Genomic DNA, 21,316 nt, shown 5'->3' with positions numbered 1-21,316 from the left:
GTCGTTTTATATGGCATCCTTTTTCTGTTTTGGGAAACATGGAAATGTTAGTGGTTTTCTTTTTGGAAAATATTTTTGGATTTGCGAAATGTTAATATGTTGATTTTCATATGTGGTATGAAATGAATTGGAAAACCTGATATTCTTTTCGATTTTAGTTGTTTAATAATTTGGTCAATAAATAAAGTATTCTTAAACTTGCACTATTATTAATACAGTAATTATCGTGAACCATAAAACTTACACATTCGATGAAGCGTTTAAGGCTTCACTGGACTACTTTACGGGCGACGAGCTTGCCGCTAAAGTATGGGTAAACAAGTATGCTTTGAAGGATGCATTCGGGAATATTTATGAGGAATCTCCCGTGGATATGCACCACCGTCTGGCAAGTGAAATTGCCCGTGTAGAGAAAAAGTATCCTAATCCTTTATCAGAGCAGGAGCTTTTTGACCTATTTGATCATTTCCGTTACATCGTTCCGCAAGGAAGTCCGATGACGGGGATTGGCAATGATTACCAGATTGCCTCACTCTCTAATTGTTTTGTTATAGGATTGGATGGAGAAGCCGATTCATATGGTGCAATTATCCGGATTGATGAAGAGCAGGTTCAGTTAATGAAGCGTCGCGGAGGTGTGGGACATGATTTGTCGCATATCCGTCCGAAAGGCTCTCCTGTTAAAAATTCAGCTCTTACATCTACTGGTTTGGTGCCGTTTATGGAGCGTTATTCTAATTCGACACGCGAAGTAGCACAAGACGGTCGTCGTGGGGCGCTGATGTTAAGTGTATCGATTAAGCATCCGGATTCGGAGTCCTTTATTGATGCAAAAATGACTGAGGGAAAAGTTACCGGGGCAAATGTTTCGGTGAAGATTGATGATGATTTTATGAATTCCGTTGTTAGCGGAACTTCATATAAACAGCAATATCCGATTGATTCAAATGAACCGACTACAGTAAAGGAAATCGATGCGGCTGCTTTGTGGAAGAAGATCATCCATAATGCATGGAAGTCGGCTGAACCCGGTGTTTTGTTCTGGGATACTATTTTGCGTGAATCTGTTCCTGATTCATATGCCGATCTGGGATTCCGTACGGTTTCAACCAATCCGTGTGGTGAAATACCTCTCTGTCCCTACGACAGTTGCCGTTTGCTGGCTATCAATCTTTATTCATATGTAGTAAATCCGTTTACAAAAGATGCTTACTTCGATTTTGATCTGTTCAAAAAACATGTAGCATTGGCACAACGTATCATGGATGATATTATCGATCTGGAATCAGAAAAGATCGAGAAGATCCTTGAAAAGATCGATTCTGACCCGGAATCAATGGAAGTGAAGGAAACGGAACGTCATTTGTGGGAAAAGATACAGAAGAAGACTCTGCAAGGCCGTCGTACCGGTGTGGGTATCACTGCTGAAGGCGATATGATTGCGGCTTTGGGACTTCGTTACGGAACGGATGAGGCAACAGAGTGTGCTGAAGAAATCCAGAAGACATTGGCTTTGGAGGCTTATCGTTCTTCCGTCATGATGGCTAAAGAGCGTGGCGCTTTCGAAATCTATGATTCGAAACGTGAGGAAAAGAATCCGTTTATCAACCGTTTGCGTGAAGCTGATCCGGGATTGTATGAAGATATGCTGAAGTACGGCCGTCGTAACATAGCTTGTCTGACTATTGCTCCGACAGGAACAACCAGTTTGATGACGCAGACAACTTCCGGTATCGAGCCGGTATTCCTTCCGGTGTACAGACGTCGTCGTAAGGTTAACCCGAATGATGCGGAAACGCGTGTCGATTTTGTGGATGAAACCGGCGACGCATTCGAAGAATATGTCGTATTCCATCATAAGTTTGTAACCTGGATGCAGGCTAACGGTTATTCCGTTATCAAGAAATATACCCAGGAAGAAATTGATGAGTTGGTAGCTAAATCACCTTATTATAAAGCTACTTCAAACGATGTAGACTGGTTGCAGAAAGTCCGGATGCAGGGACGTATCCAGAAATGGGTGGACCATTCTATCAGTGTAACTATCAACTTGCCGGCTGACGTATCGGAAGAATTAGTGGATTCTTTGTATGTTGAAGCATGGAAGTGCGGATGTAAAGGCTGTACGGTTTACCGTGACGGTTCCCGTTCAGGTGTACTGCTCTCGACAGAAAAGAAAAAAGAGAAGAAAGATGATTGTAATTGCATGCAACCGCCGGTGATTGTTTCCACCCGTCCGCGTGAACTGGAAGCTGATGTAGTGAAGTTCCAGAACAACCGCGAAAAGTGGATTGCTTTTGTCGGTTTGCTGAACGGTCGTCCGTATGAGATCTTTACCGGTCTTGCCGATGATGACGAAGGTATCATGTTGCCGAAGAATGTATCCAAAGGAACGATCATCAAGAGTTATGATGAAGACGGCAAGAAACATTATGATTTCCAGTTCAAGAACAAGCGTGGTTACAAGATGACTATCGAAGGTCTGGACGGAAAGTTTGATCCCGAATTCTGGAACTATGCGAAACTGATCTCCGGCGTATTGCGTTACGGCATGCCTATCGACCAGGTTATCAAGTTGGTTCAGGGAATGGAACTGAACAATGAATCGATCAATACCTGGAAGAATGGGGTTGAACGTGCATTGAAGAAGTATCTGCCGAATGGTACGGAAGTAAAAGGACAGGTGTGTCCGAACTGTGGTCTGGAAACCCTTATCTATCAGGAAGGGTGTCTGATCTGTACGAACTGTGGAGCTTCAAAGTGTGGATAAGCGTAACATAACAAATATTTTTATAGGAATGCGGGGATTTTCCCCGCATTTTTTATACCTTCGTCTCCGGAACTAAATTTGATACACATGAAAGTCACCTTTAATATAAACTTCCATACCGTTTGGGGACAGAAGTTATGTATAGTAGGGTCTATTCCGGAGCTTGGCTCATGGGAGCCTGCTTTGGCTAAAGAGATGAACTACAAAGGGGATGGAAACTGGCAGCTTGAGCTGGAGTTGGAACTTACATCGCCGCAACAGACCATAGAATACCGCTACTTTTTAAGTATAAACGATAAGCAGATATTTGAAGAGTGGGAGAAAAATCATCAGGTCACATTTGAAGGACATGCCAATCATTATACTTTATATGACTACTGGCAGATACGTCCGGCTAATCTGTCATTCTACTCGTCGGCTTTTACTAAAAGTCTGTTTGCACATCCCTGTAATACATACGAAAGAGTTGTTAAGAGCGGAAAGAAACTGACAATCAAGATATCGGCTCCCCGGGTGGAGAAATGGCAGAGTGTTGCCATCACCGGAAACCAGGAGTGTCTGGGAAACTGGCATCCGGATAAAGCGTTGATACTTAGTTGCGATACCTTTCCCGACTGGCATATCGACTTGGATGCCAATGATATCATTTATCCGTTGGAATATAAGTTCCTGGTATATGATAATGACAAACACCAACCATTATATTGGGAGGAAGACGAAAACAGGAAGCTGGACTTGCCTCCGCAGGATTTCGGAGAAACAGTAGTGGTCTCCGGTCTGTCTTTTCGTGATAACTTACCGTTGTGGCGGTGTGCTGGGACAGTTATCCCTGTATTCTCTTTGCGTTCGGAACAAGGATTCGGTGTCGGTGATTTGGGAGACCTCCGTATGTTGGTTGACTGGGCAAAGAAAACCCGTCAGCGCATTATCCAGGTGTTGCCAATGAATGACACGACTATGAGCCATACCCGGAGTGATTCTTATCCTTACAGTGCCATTTCTGTTTATGCGCTCCATCCGATGTATATCAGCTTGCCTTTGATGGGCGAATTGAAGGATGCGGACAGGGCTGCCTTCTACAAGGCAAAACAGGAAGAGTTGAATGCAAAGGATTTTGTCGATTATGAAGCGGCGGTAGGATATAAGCTGGCTTATTGCCGTGAGTTCTTTAGTCAGGAAGGAAAAGCCATTCTGTCGAGTCCGGAATACCGTGAGTTTTTTGAACAAAGCCAATCCTGGCTGATGCCTTATGCCGCTTACAGTTATCTGCGTGAGAAGTACCAGACTTCCGATTTTACGAAGTGGGATAAGAATGCAATCTATAATAAGTCTCAGATACGCGAACTTTGCTCGGAAGACAGTGACGCCTATCCGGAGATATCCTTTTATTATTTCCTGCAATATATATTACATACTCAATTCAAGTCGGTATCCGACTATGCCCGTAAGAATGGCATTGTCCTGAAAGGCGACCTCCCTATCGGAGTGAACCGTACCAGTATCGATGCCTGGACAGAACCACAGTATTTCAATATGAACGGCCAGGCAGGAGCTCCGCCCGACGACTTCTCTGTCAATGGGCAGAACTGGGGATTTCCGACTTATAACTGGGATATTATGGAGAAAGACCATTTTTCCTGGTGGAAGAAGCGTTTCCATAAGTTGAGCGACTATTTCGACTGTTTCCGTATCGACCATATCTTAGGCTTTTTCCGTATTTGGGAAGTCCCGTTGGATTATATACAAGGTCTTTGCGGACATTTTAATCCGGCTTTGCCTTTTACCCGGGAAGAGATTGAACAGTACGGATTAACTTTCAATGAAGCACGTTTTACTACACCGCATATTAACAGAAAGTTCCTGTCCGAGTTGTTCGGCGATTTGGCAGAGGAGGTAGAAGGTACTTATTTGGCACAGTCTTCATCCAATCATTTCGTCCTGAAATCATTCTGTGATACGCAGCGGAAGATAGAAGCCATATTCGGTGGGAAAACAGACGAAGTCTCTTTACGCATAAAAGACGGATTGTTTGCCATAGCTAATGAGGTACTGTTTTTGCGTGACCCACAGGAAAAGGAAAAATTCCATCCGCGTATTTCAGCCAGCCATTCCTATATATACAGTGAATTGAATACATCCGAAAAGTATGCCTTCGACCAACTGTATTGGGATTTCTTCTATCATCGGCATAACGACTTTTGGAAGGCACAGGCATTCAAGCGGCTGACTCCTTTGGTGGGTAGTACCAACATGCTGGTGTGCGGGGAAGACCTCGGGATGATTCCTGAATCGGTGCCTGATGTAATGAATAAGTTACAGATTCTGAGCCTGGAGATTGAACGGATGCCAAAGACTCCTCAGCGGGAGTTTTCCGATTTGTTCAGTCTGCCGTATAATTCTGTTTGCACTACATCGACCCATGATATGTCACCGCTCCGCAATTGGTGGAAGGAAGACCGCGAAAAGATACAGCGCTATTATAATAATGTATTGCATTATGAAGGGCAGGCTCCCGGGGAATGTTCGTCGGAAATTGCCGTCCGGATTATAACAAACCATCTGGCAACAAATTCTATGCTGACCATTATTCCTTTACAGGACTGGTTTGCTATCGACGATACAGTGAAGAGGAAAGATATCGAAGCCGAACGAATCAATGTCCCGGCCAACTCAAACCATTATTGGTGCTACCGGATGCATATACCATTGGAAAGGCTGTTGATGAAAGATGAGTTTAATGATAAGGTTGCGCAACTGATTGTCGCTTCAGGAAGAAAATAAGTAATAGTATATAAAATTAAAAAGCCCGGTAAATTTACTGGGCTTTTGTTTTCTTCGTCATATCGGATGACATGTTGCAAACACCGTTGAAACGGGCATTCGGCTCTATTTCCAGCGATTGGGTAAACACGTCTCCTTTAATATTAGCGGTAGCTTTCAGTACCAGTTTTTCGGTGACACGTACGGAACCTTCCACTTCGCCCAGGACTTCGGCATTGGTAGAAATAATGTTGCCTACTACACGTCCTTTGGGACCGACTACGATTTTTCCACTGCAATTGATGTCGCCATCTACCTGTCCGTCTAATCTGAAATCAGTTTCTGTAATAATATTACCTTTTACGTTTGTTCCGGCGGCGAGGGTATTATGTAGGCCACCGGCAGAGTTTTCATCTTTTTGTTTTATTCCCATCATAAATAGTTTGTTTGCTTAATCGCAAATATAGACTATTTTTTTGCAGAAAGGTTTACTTTATCTACTTTTACAGATAAAATAACGAAAAATGACAGTACAAATAGAACTGGAAACCATGAAATTTTACGCCTGTCATGGGGTCTCTCCGCAGGAGACACGTGTCGGCAATACGTTTGTGGTAAACCTTGTATTAACGGCTCCCCTTGAAAAGGCGGTAGCCAGCGATGACCTGGAAGATACGATAAATTATGCCGTTGTCTACGAAGTCGTAAAGCGTGAAATGGCTATCCCTTCCAAATTACTGGAACATGCGGCGGGACGTATCCTGGCAGCCTTGAAGGATACTTTTCCGCAACTTCTGGCTATCGAACTGAAACTCTCCAAGTTGAACCCGCCTTTTGGGGGCGATGTTTACAGCGCCTCTGTAATTCTAAGGGAGAGCTACGGTTAGTATTTGGATAACTTTCTCTATCTTTGCATTATTAAAGCACAAATAAACAAAACACCATGGCATTTACCAACAACGTAATGATTGTCCGCCACGGATTGATGGCGAAGTTAGTTAAACTTTGGAAGGAAAATCGTCTGCTCGACGAGATTGACCGTTTGCCCATAGAGTTGAGTCCCCGTAAATCGAAAGTAATAGGCCGTTGCTGCGTACATAAAGAACGTGCCGTATGGAAATACAAGACACTTCCTCTTCTGGGATTTGATATGCAGGACGAAGTTGACGAACTGACACCGCTCTCCGAGTACGCTAAACGGGCGCTGCTCCGTCCGGAAAACAAGAAAGAGAACCTGATGTGCGTTGTGGATGAAGCGTGTTCCTCCTGTGTACAGGTAAACTATGAAATTACGAACCTCTGCCGTGGTTGTGTGGCGCGTAGTTGTTATATGAACTGTCCGAAAGACGCCATCCAGTTCAAGAAGAACGGACAGGCGCGGATTGACCATGACACTTGTATCAGTTGCGGCAAATGCCACCAGAACTGTCCTTACCATGCAATTGTTTATATACCGATTCCTTGTGAAGAAGTTTGCCCGGTTAAGGCTATCAGCAAAGATGAATACGGCGTGGAGCATATCGATGAATCGAAATGTATCTACTGCGGTAAATGTATCAATGCCTGTCCTTTCGGTGCTATCTTCGAAATCTCACAAGTGTTTGATATCCTGCAACGTTTGCGTAATAAGGAGAAGATGGTTGCCATTGTGGCACCTTCCATCCTGGCACAATTCAGTGCACCGGTGGAAAGTGTGTACGGAGCGATTAAGGCAATGGGATTTGAGGAGATTGTGGAAGTCGCCCAGGGAGCGATGGAAACGACCCGCCGGGAAGCGGAAGAACTGAAGGAAAAGCTGGAAGAGGGACAACCGTTCATGACGACCAGCTGTTGCCCGTCGTATGTCCAGCTGGCAGAGAAACATATTCCGGACCTGAAGAAATATATCTCTTCAACCGGTTCCCCGATGTATTATACGGCCCGTCTCGTGAAAGAAAAACATCCGGACGCCAAAGTCGTTTTCATCGGCCCGTGCGTTGCTAAACGTAAAGAAGTAAAGATGGACCCGGCAGTCGACTTTACGCTGACTTTCGAGGAAATCGGTTCGGTGCTGGAAGGCCTGGGTATAAAGGTGGAAGAAGCGAAACCGTTCTCCGTCCTTTATAATTCCGTGCGTGAAGCACATGGCTTTGCCCAGAGCGGCGGTGTGATAAATGCCGTGAAAGTCTATCTGAAAGAAGAACAGGTAAATGCCGTACAGGTAGCCAACCTGACAAAGAAGAACGTTGCCCTGCTTCGTGCTTATGCCAAGACGGGAAAGGCTCCGGCACAGTTTATCGAAGTGATGGCCTGCGAAGGCGGGTGTGTAACCGGTCCTTGTATCCATGCCGATAAAGTAACCGGACAGAAACAGCTGATTAAGGAACTTACTAAATTCTGAACAACAATGACAAAGAAAATCTTATTATCATTCTCATTGGCCGGTGCGATGCTGTTGACTGCATGCGGCCACAGGGAATTACCGGCGATGGGAGATTATTCCGTGCAGGTATTTCACGACACTCCGGTGAAGTTCGCACCGGACCAGTATGCCGGTTACAGTGAACCGGGAGCAGACAGTATCTACCATCTGGTAAACGGACGTATCATCCTGAAGAAGGTTACATTGCCCGACTATAAACGCAATGTCTCCGTGAACCTGAAAGTGACAATCGCCTCCAACGGTGACCGTTGGGATAAGTCCGGTTCCTGCTTCATCCTCCCCAAAGAATCGGCTATCAATCTGCTGAACATAGCAAAAGGAGAGAAGCAATTTCCCGCAGTAGACAGTACGAAATTGGAAAACTTGATTGGTATTGTTTCCGGTGAGGGGTATGAACCGACTGTCGAACTGATGCGTTTTATGACCCCGTTCGGTGTTGGTCATTACAGCAGTGCAGACGATAGCCTGAGTAGCAAACGCAAGCCTGTTTATATCGACCAGTGGGCCGACAGTGTGAGCTGGGAGCAGAATATCACCGACCTGTATCCTTTGCTGGAAGGCGGGGCTTATGTGGGTGTCTTTATCGATACCTGGACTCCCGAAGGATATATTGCCAGTGTTACCATTGATGTGGACGAATCGGATATAACCTGTGACGCGTTGCCTAAAAGACATGTGGAACCGTTGATGAATACAGTTTACTATATCGGTCAGTCTTATCCTGATATTTTTGCCCGTAAAGATGTGTCGACCGGCTTTACCGTTCCGGAAGGAGCAAAGAACGTGCGTCTGAAATATATCGTTACCGGACATGGCGGTCATAGTGGAGGTGACGAGTTTGTACAGAAGCGCAATATCATTTCTGTGGATGGCAAGGAAGTGCTGAACTTTATCCCGTGGCGTAATGACTGTGCTTCTTTCCGCCGTTTCAATCCGGCAACGGGCGTATGGCTGGAGAAACGTTTGGCCTCTTATATCGGAGAGAAAGGATATGCAGAGAAAGAAGTGGAAGAACCTGTCGCTTCTTCCGATTTTTCCCGTTCCAACTGGTGTCCGGGTTCCGATGTGATGCCTGAGGAGGTCGAATTGACCGATATCCAACCGGGCGAACATGCATTTACCGTAAGCATCCCCGAAGCTCAGGAGATAGATGGCAATAAACTGAATCATTGGTTGGTGTCTGCTTATTTGGTTTGGGATGAATAGTGGAAAGATTTGAGCTATCCAATAAGACTTGGCTATTACAGGTTTATTTGCCGTCTGCTTTAGCTGACGGACTAGTAAAGGAACTCTCTTTTTGGACTTTAGTCCCATTTCTTACAGGTTTCTATCTAAGAGAAATGTGGCTGAAGCCAAAAAAGAGAAACAGCTTGTAAACCGTCAGCTAAAGCAGACGGCAAATGAACCTGTAACAGATAAGCCACATTGATAAGAGGGCTCATATTTGTCAATCACAGAACCAACTGTCAACTTCAGAAACGTTTCATTAAATCATTATTATTATGGATACACTATTACCTTTTGCCCTTTTGTGCTTCACTTCTTTCTTTACCCTGACAAACCCGTTGGGCACTATGCCGGTTTTCCTGACGATGACTAACGGGATGAGTGACGATGAGCGTAAAACCATTGTGCGCCGTGCCACCATCGTATCCTTTATCACGTTGATGGTTTTCACTTTCTCGGGGCAGTTCCTGTTCAAGTTCTTCGGTATCTCTACAAACGGTTTCCGTATTGCCGGCGGTATTATTATCTTTACCATCGGATTCGACATGCTTCAGGCACGTTATTCCAAGGCAAAACTGAAGGATGAAGAGGTAAAGACGTATGTAAACGATATCTCCGTCACCCCGCTCGCCATTCCGATGCTTTGTGGTCCCGGTGCGATTGCCAACGGTATCATGCTGATGGAAGATGCGGATACGTTGATAAAGAAAATCCTGCTGGTGAGTGTGATAGCATCTGTCTATTTTATCACTTTCCTGATACTCCGTGCTTCCACCCGGCTGAACAAATATATGGGTGAGACGGGTAATAACGTGATGATGCGTCTGATGGGACTTATCCTGATGGTTATTGCCGTGGAATGTTTTGTAAGCGGTTTCAAACCAATAATGATTGATATATTGCAACAAGCTAATTTATAATGGAAGGAATACAGGTGATTGGCTTCGATGCCGATGATACGCTTTGGGTAAACGAAACTTATTTTCTGGAGACAGAGCAGAAGCTCCGCCTTTTGCTTGCTCCCTATGTAGATGGCGAAACTGTCTCGGCTGAACTGTTCCGCACGGAAAGTCGCAACATGCCTCTTTACGGTTACGGGGTAAAGGCTTATATCTTGTCTGTCCTGGAAACGGCTATCCGTATCACCGGCGGTAAAGTCCCGGCAAGCGTACTGGAGCAAATCCTGGCCCTGGGAAAGGAACAACTCACCAAGCCGGTAGAACTGCTGGATGGAGTGGAGGAGACACTGAATGCGTTGGTTGGCCGTTACCGTCTGATTGTTGTGACCAAAGGCGACCTGCTCGACCAGGAGCAGAAACTGCGCCGCTCGGGTATCGAGCATCTTTTCCATCACGTCGAGATAATGAGCGACAAGACCGACCGTGAATACCGTCTGCTGTTGAAGCATTTGGATATTCGTCCCGAAGAATTTCTGATGATTGGTAACTCTGTTCGTTCCGATATCCTCCCGCCTTTGGAACTTGGCAGTTATGCCGTTCATATCCCTTACCACACCACCTGGGAACATGAAAAGGTGGATGAGCCTGTCGTAAACCCGCGGTTCTTTACTGTCGATTCGTTGTGGGATATTATCTCTCTGCTTCCTTAAACCGGTTCATTACAGGTTTTATCCTTTGGGGTCCTGACAATTAATCCTTTTTGTTATGACTTTTAAATATGTAATATATACGTTGCAAATATGTAAGGCTAGACTTTTGGAAATGTAAAGCATGTCTTACATATATGTATACTTAATCTTTCTTTTCTAAAAGTCCTGACAAAAAAGGTTAGATATCATATCCTTTCCACTTAGATATTATGAAGAAAGTACTTAAAGGTCGGAGTATTTCTTTTTCCCTTTCAAATAGAAAGCGAGGATTAGGCTGCTGCGCATCAGCTCCGGGATAATCGGAAGGGTTGTCTTTGCCAGGTTCTCCCTGCGTTTCTCTTCATATTTCGGTTTCATATCGAAAAAGGCTTTGCGGGCCTCATATACAGCCTTGGCATTTTGAATATGGCCGCATAACAGAAATTTCGTAGCAGCTATATAATCCAACCAGAAGCGGGCACGCATTACAGGCTTCAGGTCTTTTTCGGGAAGGTTCTTGTAAAGCATCAGCAGGTTATTGCGGAAGTTGAGGAAAGTCTTGCGGGGACTCTCCACCTGCAAAGTCGCCCCTCCGACATGATAAACGACCGATTGGGGCGTACATACCAGCCGATACCCCCGTGAACGTAACCGCCAGCACATATCTATCTCCTCCTGATGGGCAAAGAAACCGGCATCGAGGCCGCCTACTTCCTTATAGACGGCGGTACGGATAAACAGGCAGGCCCCTGTTGCCCAGAGGATATCGGCAGGCGTGTCATATTGGGCTTCGTCTTTTTCTACGACATGCAGCATGCGTCCCCGGCAATAAGGATACCCGTAAATGTCCATATAACCGCCGGCAGCTCCGGCATATTCGAAATATTCCTTGTTGCGCTGTGCCCGTATCTTGGGTTGGGCGGCGGCGATGGTGGCATCGGCCTCAAGGGCTGCCAATGGTGCGTCGAGCCAGCCGGGGGTTACTTCGACATCACTGTTCAGCAGGACGGTATATTCGTTGTCGAGTTGTTTGAATGCCTGGTTGTATCCTTCGGCGAAACCGTAGTTCTTATCCAGCCGGATAATGCGGACGGAAGGGAACTTTTTCTGCAACAGGGCTATCGAGTTGTCGGTAGAACCATTATCGGCCACGACTACTTCCGTCCTTTCTGCCGGACTGTATGCTATTACAGACGGGAGAAATTCTTCCATCAGCTTCGCACCGTTCCAGTTAAGGATGACGATGGCTACTTTTTTAGTTGACAGATGGGGGGAGGAAGTCGTATTATTTGTCATGATATATTTATTATAGTGACTGGTTGTAACTGTTTCCCCTCTCGAGAGGGGAGGGGATTATTCCCGTTTATATTTCCAACGTTTATGTGTCCAGAGCCAATAAGCTGGATTGCGGAGAATCATCTTTTCCGTCATGCGGGCGTATGATTCGGTAATCTCGTTCTCGGCAGTCTGTTTGGCATGGGCGGTCATCAGCTTCATTTCGACTGTATAGTAGCCGCGTTTCACTTTCTGTACATCCAGGAAGATGACCGGCAAATCCAGTTTACGGGCGATACGTTCCGCACCGTTCAGCATAGCGGTATCCTGGTTCAGGAAGGTTGTCCAGTAATGCAGGTTTGCCTTGCTGGGTGTCTGGTCGGCTATGAAGATAACGATGTTGTTGTTGCCTTCTTTCTTCAACGTCATCATGTCGCGTACCGTGTCGTTCTTCTTCATTCCATAAGAACCGAAGCGGGTGCGCAGATAAATGAACAGGCGGTCGACAGCTTTGTTATTTAACGGTCGGTAGATTTGCCACAGGCATGAATCGGTATATACCAGGCTGGAGGCGCTGAACCATTCCCAGTTGCCGTAATGGCCCATCAGCATCATCACTGTTTTTTGTCCTTCTGCCTGCAAACGGGTTGCCACTTCGGGATTCTTGATATGGGCACGGCGCAATACTTCTTCGGGAGAGATATGCGCCAGTTTGATTGTCTCGACGATATAGTCGGCAAAATGATGGTAAAAGGCCCTTTCCAACCGGCGTAATTCTATTTCCGATTTCTCGGGGAAAGAGGCTTCCAGGTTGCGGCGCACTACTTTTATCCTGTAACGAATCACCCAATAGATTAGTACATACAGGATATCGGACAGTACATACAGTACCGACATCGGTAAAAATGCATGCAGCTTGGCCCATGCAAAGATTAATCCGTATTGAATTTTATTCCACATATCAACCGATAGTTACTAATTCACAATTTAATGCAGTACGGTCTTCGTTCCATCCGGTCAGCGTCACCCGTCGGGTTTCGTTTACCAGCGAACTGTTGTAAGGTATCTCGACTTTAATATAATTCTCTGTGAAACCGTGCATCCGGCCGTCTTTGCGTGTATGTTCGAATAAAACTTCCGCCTGACTGCCGATATGGGCGTCGTAGAAAGCATGAAGTTTCCTATCGGAAATATCCAGCAGTTGCTGGCTGCGGGCATGTTTTACTTTCGGGTCGACCGAATGGGCAATCTTCAACGCCTGTGTTCCCGGACGTTCCGAATAGCTGAATACATGCAGCTGGCTGATGTCCAGGCTGTCGATGAAGTTGCGGGCATCTTCGAAGAACTCGTCCGTTTCGCCGCGTGTCCCGACAATCACGTCCACCCCGATAAAGGAGTGGGGCATGATTTCTTTAATCTTCTCGATCTTATGACGGAAAAGGGCCGTGTCGTAACGGCGGCGCATCAGTTTCAGCACCTCGTCGCTTCCGCTCTGTAAAGGGATATGGAAGTGAGGGGCGAACCGTTTGCTGGAGGCTACGAAGTCGATAGCCTCGTCCGTAATGAGGTTCGGCTCGATGGAAGAAATACGGTAACGCACGATACCTTCCACTTCGTCGAGTGCACGAATCAGGTCGATGAAAGTCTCGCCCGTCGACTTGCCGAAGTCGCCGATATTGACTCCGGTCAGCACGATTTCTTTTCCACCTTTGGCAGCTACCTCCCGTGCTTGCTCCACCATACTGGCGATTGTGCCGTTGCGGCTTCGTCCGCGGGCAAAAGGAATGGTACAATAGGAGCAGAAGTAATCGCATCCGTCCTGTACTTTCAGGAAATGACGCGTACGGTCGTCTGCCGAACAGGAAGGGGAGAAGGTCCGTATATCTTTAGTTTGTGAGGCAACGACTGCGCCGCCTTCTTCTTTCTTTTTCAGGTCATCCAGATACATTAATATATCCAGTTTTTGCTCTGCGCCCAAAACCAGGTCGACCCCCTCGATATGGGCCACCTCTTCCGGTTTGAGCTGCGCGTAACAGCCGGTCACAACAATAAAGGCTCCCGGATGCTGTTTGCTGATGCGACGGATGGCCTGGCGACATTTCTTATCGGCCAGTTCCGTTACCGAGCAGGTGTTTACGACACAGATGTCTGCTTTTTCACCCGCACGGGCTTTACGTACGCCCTGCTCTGCCAATACCTTCCCGATGGTGGAGGTCTCTGCGAAGTTGAGCTTACAGCCCAGGGTATAATAAGCAGCTATTTTATTTTCAAATACGGTTTTGTCTATCATTGCGATTGAATTATCGCGCAAATGTAATTAAAATTATTGACATGTAGATTGTTGGTGTTTTCTGTGGTTTCAGTAATCTCGTTATTTCTCCTTTCCCTTTACAGTTAGAAGGAGAACATTGTGTTTGTGAAGATTAAAGGTATGGATGACTTACTGTTTTATTGCCCTTTCTTTGTGAATAAGAAACAGGAAGAAATAGATTGAGTTGTTTATTCGCCAGAAAGTACGTATATTTCGTACGATTTATTCGTGCAAACGTGAGGTCGTTCGTAATTAGTATTCATAACAAATAGAAAGAAATGAAGAAACTAAATGTAAATCTGGCAATTATCCTCTTTTTCATAGGGGGATGCACTGGTTGCCAACAGTCCGGTTCCCAAAATGACGAGATTATCAGTGTCGATGTTACTGCCAGCTATCCTGAAAAGGAACTGATTCTCCAGGATATAATGGATGTGGAATACGTTCCGCTGGAAACCACTGACGAGTTTATCACTCATGGTATTGTGGAAGCTGTCGGTGAGGAATTCTTGCTGGTAAGAAACCGGAACGATGGAAATATCTTTGTCTTTGACAGGAAAACCGGTAAGGGCCTGCGAAAGATAAACCGTCTGGGGCAAGGTGCTGAGGAATATTCCGGTATTTCAGGAATTATTCTGGATGAAGATAATAACGAATTGTTTGTCGTAGACTATACTAAGAATATATTGGCATATGACTTATCCGGAAACTTTAAAAGAAGTTTCAAATTTGCAGATAACAGTTATTATGATGATGTATTCAATTATGACCGGGATCATCTGATTACTTATAAGAAATACTACGGAACGCCGGAAGAAAACAGGCAGGCATGCCATATACTGTTTTCAAAGCAGGACGGAAGTGTCACCCGGGAAATACCAATTCCCTTTAAAGAGATGAAGACACCGGTTGTGATGAAAGATGAATTGGTTGTAACGCCTGAGTTTCATATGACATTTCCAGCCAAGGATCATTGGGTGCTTGTGAATACATCTTCCGATACTGTGTACAACTATTTGTCGAAGGGCAATCTAACTCCTTCTATTGTCAGGACTCCCACCATACAATCCATGGAAGTAGAAGTCTTTCTTTTCCCAACCATTATCACCGACCGCTATTATTTCATGCGGACTATGAAGAAAGAATTGGATTATAAAACGTTTAAAGGATTCCCCGGTACCGATTTGGTATATGACAAGCAGGAAAAAGCAATCTTCAACTATACTATATGTAATGCTGATTACTCGAATAAAAAACAGGTCTCTTTCTTTTCGAAGCCTAAAAATCAAGAAATACCGGTCAGTCTATCTTTAGAAGCCTCTGACCTTACGGAGGCTTATGAAAAAGGACAGCTGAAAGGCCGGTTGAAAGAAATTGCAGCAACCTTGGATGAGGAAGCGAATCCGGTGATTATGCTGATAAAGCATAAGAAATAAAGAAATCAAACAGAGGCTGAGTTTGACCGGATAAGGGTTAAACTCAGCCTGTCTGTTGTGTATCTGCCGGATAGTCTGTATTTTTGCACAAAATATAAGCATCTGTGCTATGATACAAGAAAACTTCATTAAGATATACGAAAACAGTTTCAAGGAAAACTGGTCGTTACCCGCACTGACAGATTACAGCAAGAACGTCACTTTTACATTCGAGGATGTAGCGAAGGAAATAGCCCGTATCCATATCCTGTTTGAGGAATGTCAGATACGCCGGGGAGATAAAATCGCTCTGATCGGTAAAGACAGTGCCCGCTGGTGTATTGTCTATATGGCGGCTGTTACGTATGGTGCAATCATAGTGCCCATCTTGCAAGATTTCAACCCGAACGACGTACATCATATTATCAATCATTCCGAATCGGTCTTCCTGTTCGTCAGCGACCGTATCTGGGATTCGCTGGAAGAGGATAAGATAGAAGAGATACGCGGTGTGTTCTCTCTTTCCGATTTCCGTTGCCTGCATCAGCGTGACGGCGAAAGCATTCAGAAATTGATGAAGTCGATGGATGAGAAGATGGCGGAAAAGTATCCGAAAGGATTCAGCAAGAACGATATAAAATATGCCGAACTGGATAACGATAAGGTTGTCCTGCTGAACTATACTTCCGGTACGACCGGTTTCAGTAAAGGCGTTATGCTGACCGGAAATAATCTGGCGGGAAATGTAACTTATGCCAAGACCCTCGATTTGATGTATCGTGGCGACCGCGAATTATGCTTCCTGCCGTTGGCACATGCCTATAGTTGTGCTTTCAACTTTCTCGTACCGATGGCGGTGGGTGCCCATGTCTATATGTTGGGGAAAGTCCCTTCTCCGAAAATCTTGCTGAAAGCATTTGAAGAGGTGAAGCCGAACCTGATTCTCACCGTTCCGTTGATTCTGGAAAAGATATACAAAAAGATGATTCTTCCGCAGTTGAGTAAAACAACGATGAAACTGGCGTTGAATATTCCTTTGCTGGATTCGCGCATCTATGCCCAGATTCGTAAACATCTGGTGGATGCTATGGGAGGACGCTTCCGTGAAGTGATTGTCGGTGGAGCAGCTATGAACCAGGAAGTGAGCGATTTCCTGTATAAAATCAAATTCCCGTTTACTATCGGTTACGGAATGACCGAATGTGGGCCGCTGATTAGCTACGACCACAATTATGAATATGTGCCCGGTTCCTGCGGACAAGTCCTGAAAGGAATCATGGAAGTACGTATCGATTCTGATGACCCCTATAATAAGGTAGGGGAAATCCAGGTCCGGGGTGAGAATGTAATGAAAGGCTATTATAAGAATGAAGAAGCGACAAAGAATGCTTTTACCGAAGACGGCTGGCTTCATACCGGCGACCTGGGAACGATTGATGCGGATAACCGTATCTTTATCCGGGGCCGTAGCAAGACAATGATTCTGGGTGCAAGTGGACAGAATATCTATCCGGAAGAGATTGAGTCGAAAATCAATAACCTGCCTTTCGTCATGGAAAGTATCGTTATCGAGAAAAACGGCAAGCTGGTAGCTTTGGTCTATCCAGATTACGACACGGTAGACGGTACCGGAATATCCCATACCGACCTGCCGGTCATTATGGAACAGAACCGGGTTGAGTTAAATAAGCAGCTGGCTTCCTATGAAGTTGTTTCAGAAATACAATTATACCCGACAGAGTTTGAAAAAACACCGAAGAAGAGTATCAAGAGGTATTTGTACAGCAACTATTGATAGGTATTCATGTCTTGATTAACAGTCTATTACGCTTGTTGCGAAAAATAATTGAAAAAAAAGCATCTTATGTTGTACAACATATATAATTAATACATACATTTGCATCGTTTTACAACAACAAGAAGATATTATAGACCGTTTAAATTAAAGACAAAATGAAAAAGTTAGTTGCATTTGCTGCTATCGTTGCAGCCGTTTCTTTCACATCATGTGGTAACAAATCTGCAGAATCAAATGCTGAAGTAGCTGAAACAGAAACTACAGTAGAAGAAACTACTCCTGCAGTTGTTGAAGAAGAAACAGTAACAGAAGAAGTTGCTCCTGCTGAAGGTGATTCAACTGCTGTTGCTACTGAAACAGAAGCTGCTCCTGCTGAATAATATTCAGTAATCAGTTAAAAGGACAGTCTGTATGCTCAAACATACAGACTTTTTTTGTTTATAACGGTATTCAATATGAAAAGAAATCGAATCATTATCCCAGTTGTCGCATTGTTGAGTCATACGATGTATGCCCAGACCCCGGTTGACATGAATTTGCAGTTGCAGAATGTGGAAATACAGGGTAAACGTATTGCCGGTCTCAATGGCGGTGAGGTTAAACGTCTTCAGGTAGACAAGAACCTGAGCAGTATGACGGGCACGGTATCCGAAGCCTTCCGGCAAATGCCTTCGCTGGTGACCGATATTGAAGGGGGAGTCACTTATCGCGGGTCGGGGAAAGCAGGGATGCTGATTAATGGTATTCCTTACGGGTTGCTGGAGGAATATAGCGGAGATGTCCTTATCCAGTTGCCTGCTTTATTTTTCAACCGGATATCAATGTCTGCCTTGCCTGATATTTCGCTGGTGCCTGATGGGGATGCCGGTGTACTGAACCTTTCCTCTACCAATTATACAAAATCGGATTCGCCGCTGACGGTGACGTTGGGAGCGGGATTGCAGGAACGGTATAATGCCGGGGCAATCGTAAATCTGCATCCGGGGAAATTTCATATCGTTGGGAAATATAATTACCGGAAGGAATACCGCGAACGTTCGTTTGACAAGACGACAAAAACGGATGCCGGTACAACCATAATGAATAATAATGCATCGGCACGTCCGGATGTTCATCTGGCCGACCTGAGTGTGGGGTATGACCTGACTTCAAAAGACTTGCTGACTGTCTACGGATTATATCATTTGATGGATTACAACCGTTATGGGGGAATCAATAATAAGGTCTTGAATCCGGATGGAAGTGTAAAGAACCAGATGACCCGCCATCGTTATAACGACCAGCGTCAGGATGCTTATGCCTTGGAGGCCCGTTGGAACCATCATTTTTCCAATCCGTTGGATCAGTTGAGTGTAACATTCAATTATAATGACTTCGGTTATGATGAGGACAATTACTATGAAAATGAGAAGCCGGGAACCGGAACTATCCTGAAGAAAGACAATATGTTCATCAATCAGGACAAGCATAATTATTATTTTTCTGCTGCCTTCAGTAAGTTGTTTGCCGATGAATGGTATTTCAAAGCCGGATATATCGGACGTATCAAGGATGAAACTTACAGGACGGAGACAAACGACATCGGCCTGGATGATAATACCTGGACTCCCGTTGCCAATAAATCATACGATTATTCTTTCAACCGGAATACCCATTTGTTGTATGCCTCGGTCGACAGACGTTGGGACCGTTTCTCTGCCGAAGCCGGTTTACAGGCGGAAGTCAATGCGCAGAAATTCAAAACACAGAAAAGCAATACTCGTTTTCATGTATATCCCCGGGTAAAGTTTTCTTTACAGACCGGCAATGCGGGTAGTTTGTCATTGAGTTATCTGCAACGCGTGATTCGTCCTAATGGAGCGGATTTGAGTCCTTTCACCAATTACAGTGACCCGACTCATCTGTCACAGGGGAATCCGGATTTGAAGGATGAGTTCATTCATTCATTGGAATTGTCTTATCTGTTGGTTGCAAATCGTTTCCGTTTCTCCCCGGCCATTTATTACCGTAATAAATCGAACCGGATTATGGAAGTGATAAACGAGGAGTCTATCTGGCAGAAAGAGAATATAGGCCACAGCCAGGCATTGGGTTTTGAACTTTCCGGAAATTGGAATCCTATCCGCATCCTGAATATCGGTTTTTCCGGTAATGTGTACAGAGATGAGATTGACGGCAGAACGGTTGGCTATGAGGAGAAGAAGTCAATGGTTTGCACCGACCTGAAAGGAAGTGTGAGTATCTATATCACCCCGACTACGGAGTTTCAGCTGGATGGCTTCTTTATCTCGGACCAACTGACTCCGCAGGGGAAAATCAAAAGCCACAGCAGTGTGAATGCCGGGCTTTCTCAATATTTCATGCATCGTAAACTGCGTGCAAATCTGAGTATCAATAATATCTTTGACGGCCTGGAAGAGACGACCCTTATCGATACAAGCAAAATGCACATGGAGCAAGTACGCAACCGGGATGCACGGGTGACCTGGCTGACATTGACCTATAGTTTGTAAATGGTATTTTGATGGCGTAGATAAAGATAGATAGGCTCAAATCTTATCATATTTGAACTATCTTTAATAAAGAACCAGATACGCGGCTGGCTCTTTCACTTTTAATTGGTTCTTTCTACTAATGCCCCCAATATAAATTCAAGACAGTATCTTTATCATCTAAAGTTTTTCTGTTTTTTTCCTTCATTTGTTCATATTGAAGCTACTGTACTGATGAATAATGGTTTGTAAATGAATATAATGAAGAATATCATCCTATAGCATCTATATAATTCAAATTTTCCGTGTAATATAATGAATAAAGGCAAACTTTCTGTATACCTTTTTCAGGTAAAGTCATAAGTCGTATGTTGTAAGCATTTATCTTATTATTCTTTAATTCAAAAATCATATCCAACTTCTTGTTTGTCATCTGTCGGACGCTTGTTCGACAGATATCGGATAAGCGTCCGACAGATATCGAACAAGCATTTGACAAATGACGGACAAGAACGAATACAGCACTTTTGGTCTAAAAGTATATCAGTTCCACTCTACCTATACACTAATAAAGAGACAAGATATACCTTTGGATTTGCCAGTATCCAATGGTTGTTCATGATGAAGCGATAGAGGAAAATAGAGGAGAAATAGAGACGTTTACCTCGATTCTATTACAAATCATATCGGATCCTTCATTATGTTCATCTTGTATTGCTTGATTTATAATGCATATATACCATAAATGAAGGAATGAATACAGAAAACGGAAAAACTTTTATTAGGAGAGACTGCAATCGGTTTTGTTTTATTTACTGACTATAACACACACCCTGCCCCCTCTCAAGAGGGGAAACAGGTACAACCTGTCACTATTAACAGATAACTCACTTCTTGGCAAATTTGAATGTAGCGTCGTTGGTAGGGGCGATTCGCGAACCGCCCTTACGGTGTCAATGTAAGCCTGTAAGGCTTTAACAAACCAGCCCAGGGTTCTAACCCTGGGTTTATGAAAACCCGCTCCTGTCTTTCCGCCCTGTAGGGGCGGGACAAGATAAATATCAACCCTTTCAATCTTGTCGCACCCCTACAGGGTGCCTCAGAAAGAGAAGGATTCAAGGGGACCCAGGGTTAGAACCCAATGTCATCAATTTAAGGTTCATAGTGCTCTTTTGTAATTAGTTAGAGTATAGTTTTTACAATTGGGCCTTCCTTTCCTTGCTCGTGGAAACTTTCTTCCCGGTCTGATGGGCACCAA

At 44.6% G+C, this 21,316-nt stretch carries 15 protein-coding genes; 11 read left to right on the top strand and 4 right to left on the bottom strand.

Annotated elements, in window-relative coordinates:
• Positions 1-226 precede the first annotated feature (226 nt).
• Positions 227-2,770, top strand: a complete 2,544-nt coding sequence (locus NBH15_RS19060; RefSeq protein WP_007654147.1) for an adenosylcobalamin-dependent ribonucleoside-diphosphate reductase — start codon at positions 227-229, stop codon at positions 2,768-2,770.
• A gap of 87 nt (positions 2,771-2,857) precedes the next feature.
• Entirely contained in the window at positions 2,858-5,551 is a 2,694-nt protein-coding gene (locus tag NBH15_RS19055) for a 4-alpha-glucanotransferase (protein WP_250823319.1), read from the top strand.
• A gap of 34 nt (positions 5,552-5,585) precedes the next feature.
• Here NBH15_RS19055 and NBH15_RS19050 read toward each other — a convergent pair whose 3' ends face one another.
• Positions 5,586-5,966, bottom strand: a complete 381-nt coding sequence (locus tag NBH15_RS19050; RefSeq protein WP_186958326.1) for a bactofilin family protein — start codon at positions 5,964-5,966, stop codon at positions 5,586-5,588.
• Positions 5,967-6,054: 88 nt separating this feature from the next.
• Here NBH15_RS19050 and folB point away from each other — a divergent pair, with 88 nt between their 5' ends.
• The 5 genes from folB (at position 6,055) to NBH15_RS19025 (ending at position 10,788) form a co-directional block, all read left to right on the top strand.
• Entirely contained in the window at positions 6,055-6,417 is a 363-nt protein-coding gene (folB, locus tag NBH15_RS19045) for a dihydroneopterin aldolase (protein ID WP_007654144.1), read from the top strand.
• A gap of 56 nt (positions 6,418-6,473) precedes the next feature.
• The gene (locus tag NBH15_RS19040) at positions 6,474-7,910 is read left to right on the top strand and encodes a monomeric [FeFe] hydrogenase (RefSeq protein ID WP_186958325.1); all 1,437 of its coding nucleotides are present in this window, start codon (positions 6,474-6,476) and stop codon (positions 7,908-7,910) included.
• A gap of 6 nt (positions 7,911-7,916) precedes the next feature.
• Positions 7,917-9,158, top strand: a complete 1,242-nt coding sequence (locus tag NBH15_RS19035; RefSeq protein WP_250823318.1) for a PNGase F N-terminal domain-containing protein — start codon at positions 7,917-7,919, stop codon at positions 9,156-9,158.
• A gap of 296 nt (positions 9,159-9,454) precedes the next feature.
• A complete protein-coding gene (locus NBH15_RS19030; protein ID WP_128133153.1) occupies positions 9,455-10,099 on the top strand; it encodes a MarC family protein in 645 nt (214 codons plus the stop codon).
• A complete protein-coding gene (locus tag NBH15_RS19025; protein ID WP_128133152.1) occupies positions 10,099-10,788 on the top strand; it encodes an HAD family hydrolase in 690 nt (229 codons plus the stop codon). The genes NBH15_RS19030 and NBH15_RS19025 overlap by 1 nt, the downstream gene beginning before the upstream one ends.
• 222 nt (positions 10,789-11,010) lie before the next feature.
• Here the strand turns inward: NBH15_RS19025 and NBH15_RS19020 are convergent, their stop codons facing one another.
• The 3 genes from NBH15_RS19020 to mtaB are packed head-to-tail and all read right to left on the bottom strand — an operon-like array spanning position 11,011 to position 14,332.
• Positions 11,011-12,063 (bottom strand): glycosyltransferase family 2 protein, encoded by a 1,053-nt coding sequence (locus NBH15_RS19020; RefSeq protein ID WP_250823317.1) that lies wholly within the window; start codon positions 12,061-12,063, stop codon positions 11,011-11,013.
• 57 nt (positions 12,064-12,120) lie between these two features.
• On the bottom strand, positions 12,121-13,002 hold the full coding sequence (locus NBH15_RS19015) for a lysophospholipid acyltransferase family protein (RefSeq protein ID WP_007654137.1): 882 nt from the start codon (positions 13,000-13,002) through the stop codon (positions 12,121-12,123).
• A 1-nt stretch (position 13,003) separates the two neighbouring features.
• Entirely contained in the window at positions 13,004-14,332 is a 1,329-nt protein-coding gene (gene mtaB / locus NBH15_RS19010) for a tRNA (N(6)-L-threonylcarbamoyladenosine(37)-C(2))-methylthiotransferase MtaB (RefSeq protein ID WP_044245730.1), read from the bottom strand.
• Positions 14,333-14,631: 299 nt separating this feature from the next.
• On the opposite strand from mtaB, the gene NBH15_RS19005 reads away from it, so the two are divergent.
• From NBH15_RS19005 to NBH15_RS18990, 4 genes are all read left to right on the top strand, one after another.
• On the top strand, positions 14,632-15,789 hold the full coding sequence (locus NBH15_RS19005; protein ID WP_250823316.1) for a 6-bladed beta-propeller: 1,158 nt from the start codon (positions 14,632-14,634) through the stop codon (positions 15,787-15,789).
• 109 nt (positions 15,790-15,898) lie between these two features.
• A complete protein-coding gene (locus NBH15_RS19000) occupies positions 15,899-17,563 on the top strand; it encodes an AMP-binding protein (RefSeq protein WP_007654123.1) in 1,665 nt (554 codons plus the stop codon).
• A gap of 158 nt (positions 17,564-17,721) precedes the next feature.
• Complete coding sequence (locus NBH15_RS18995; RefSeq protein ID WP_007654122.1) at positions 17,722-17,946, top strand: hypothetical protein; 225 nt, start codon at positions 17,722-17,724, stop codon at positions 17,944-17,946.
• Between the two features lie 75 nt (positions 17,947-18,021).
• Positions 18,022-20,079, top strand: a complete 2,058-nt coding sequence (locus NBH15_RS18990; RefSeq protein ID WP_250823315.1) for an outer membrane beta-barrel family protein — start codon at positions 18,022-18,024, stop codon at positions 20,077-20,079.
• Positions 20,080-21,316: the final 1,237 nt, after the last annotated feature.

This window comes from Parabacteroides caeci, from assembly GCF_023656795.1.
In the GTDB taxonomy this organism is placed as follows: Bacteria; Bacteroidota; Bacteroidia; order Bacteroidales; family Tannerellaceae; genus Parabacteroides; species Parabacteroides segnis.
Note: the sequence above shows the minus strand (reverse complement) of the source record. Positions and strands in the feature narration are given on the sequence as shown.

What these genes read in the sequence shown, in the direction of transcription:
- NBH15_RS19055 (WP_250823319.1), top strand. Translation starts at nt 2,858, where the DNA reads ATGAAAGTCACCTTTAATATAAACTTCCATACCGTTTGGGGACAGAAG.
- NBH15_RS19050 (WP_186958326.1), bottom strand. Translation starts at nt 5,966, where the DNA reads ATGATGGGAATAAAACAAAAAGATGAAAACTCTGCCGGTGGCCTACAT.
- folB (WP_007654144.1), top strand. Translation starts at nt 6,055, where the DNA reads ATGACAGTACAAATAGAACTGGAAACCATGAAATTTTACGCCTGTCAT.
- NBH15_RS19040 (WP_186958325.1), top strand. Translation starts at nt 6,474, where the DNA reads ATGGCATTTACCAACAACGTAATGATTGTCCGCCACGGATTGATGGCG.
- NBH15_RS19035 (WP_250823318.1), top strand. Translation starts at nt 7,917, where the DNA reads ATGACAAAGAAAATCTTATTATCATTCTCATTGGCCGGTGCGATGCTG.
- NBH15_RS19030 (WP_128133153.1), top strand. Translation starts at nt 9,455, where the DNA reads ATGGATACACTATTACCTTTTGCCCTTTTGTGCTTCACTTCTTTCTTT.
- NBH15_RS19025 (WP_128133152.1), top strand. Translation starts at nt 10,099, where the DNA reads ATGGAAGGAATACAGGTGATTGGCTTCGATGCCGATGATACGCTTTGG.
- NBH15_RS19020 (WP_250823317.1), bottom strand. Translation starts at nt 12,063, where the DNA reads ATGACAAATAATACGACTTCCTCCCCCCATCTGTCAACTAAAAAAGTA.
- NBH15_RS19015 (WP_007654137.1), bottom strand. Translation starts at nt 13,002, where the DNA reads ATGTGGAATAAAATTCAATACGGATTAATCTTTGCATGGGCCAAGCTG.
- mtaB (WP_044245730.1), bottom strand. Translation starts at nt 14,332, where the DNA reads ATGATAGACAAAACCGTATTTGAAAATAAAATAGCTGCTTATTATACC.
- NBH15_RS19005 (WP_250823316.1), top strand. Translation starts at nt 14,632, where the DNA reads ATGAAGAAACTAAATGTAAATCTGGCAATTATCCTCTTTTTCATAGGG.
- NBH15_RS19000 (WP_007654123.1), top strand. Translation starts at nt 15,899, where the DNA reads ATGATACAAGAAAACTTCATTAAGATATACGAAAACAGTTTCAAGGAA.
- NBH15_RS18995 (WP_007654122.1), top strand. Translation starts at nt 17,722, where the DNA reads ATGAAAAAGTTAGTTGCATTTGCTGCTATCGTTGCAGCCGTTTCTTTC.
- NBH15_RS18990 (WP_250823315.1), top strand. Translation starts at nt 18,022, where the DNA reads ATGAAAAGAAATCGAATCATTATCCCAGTTGTCGCATTGTTGAGTCAT.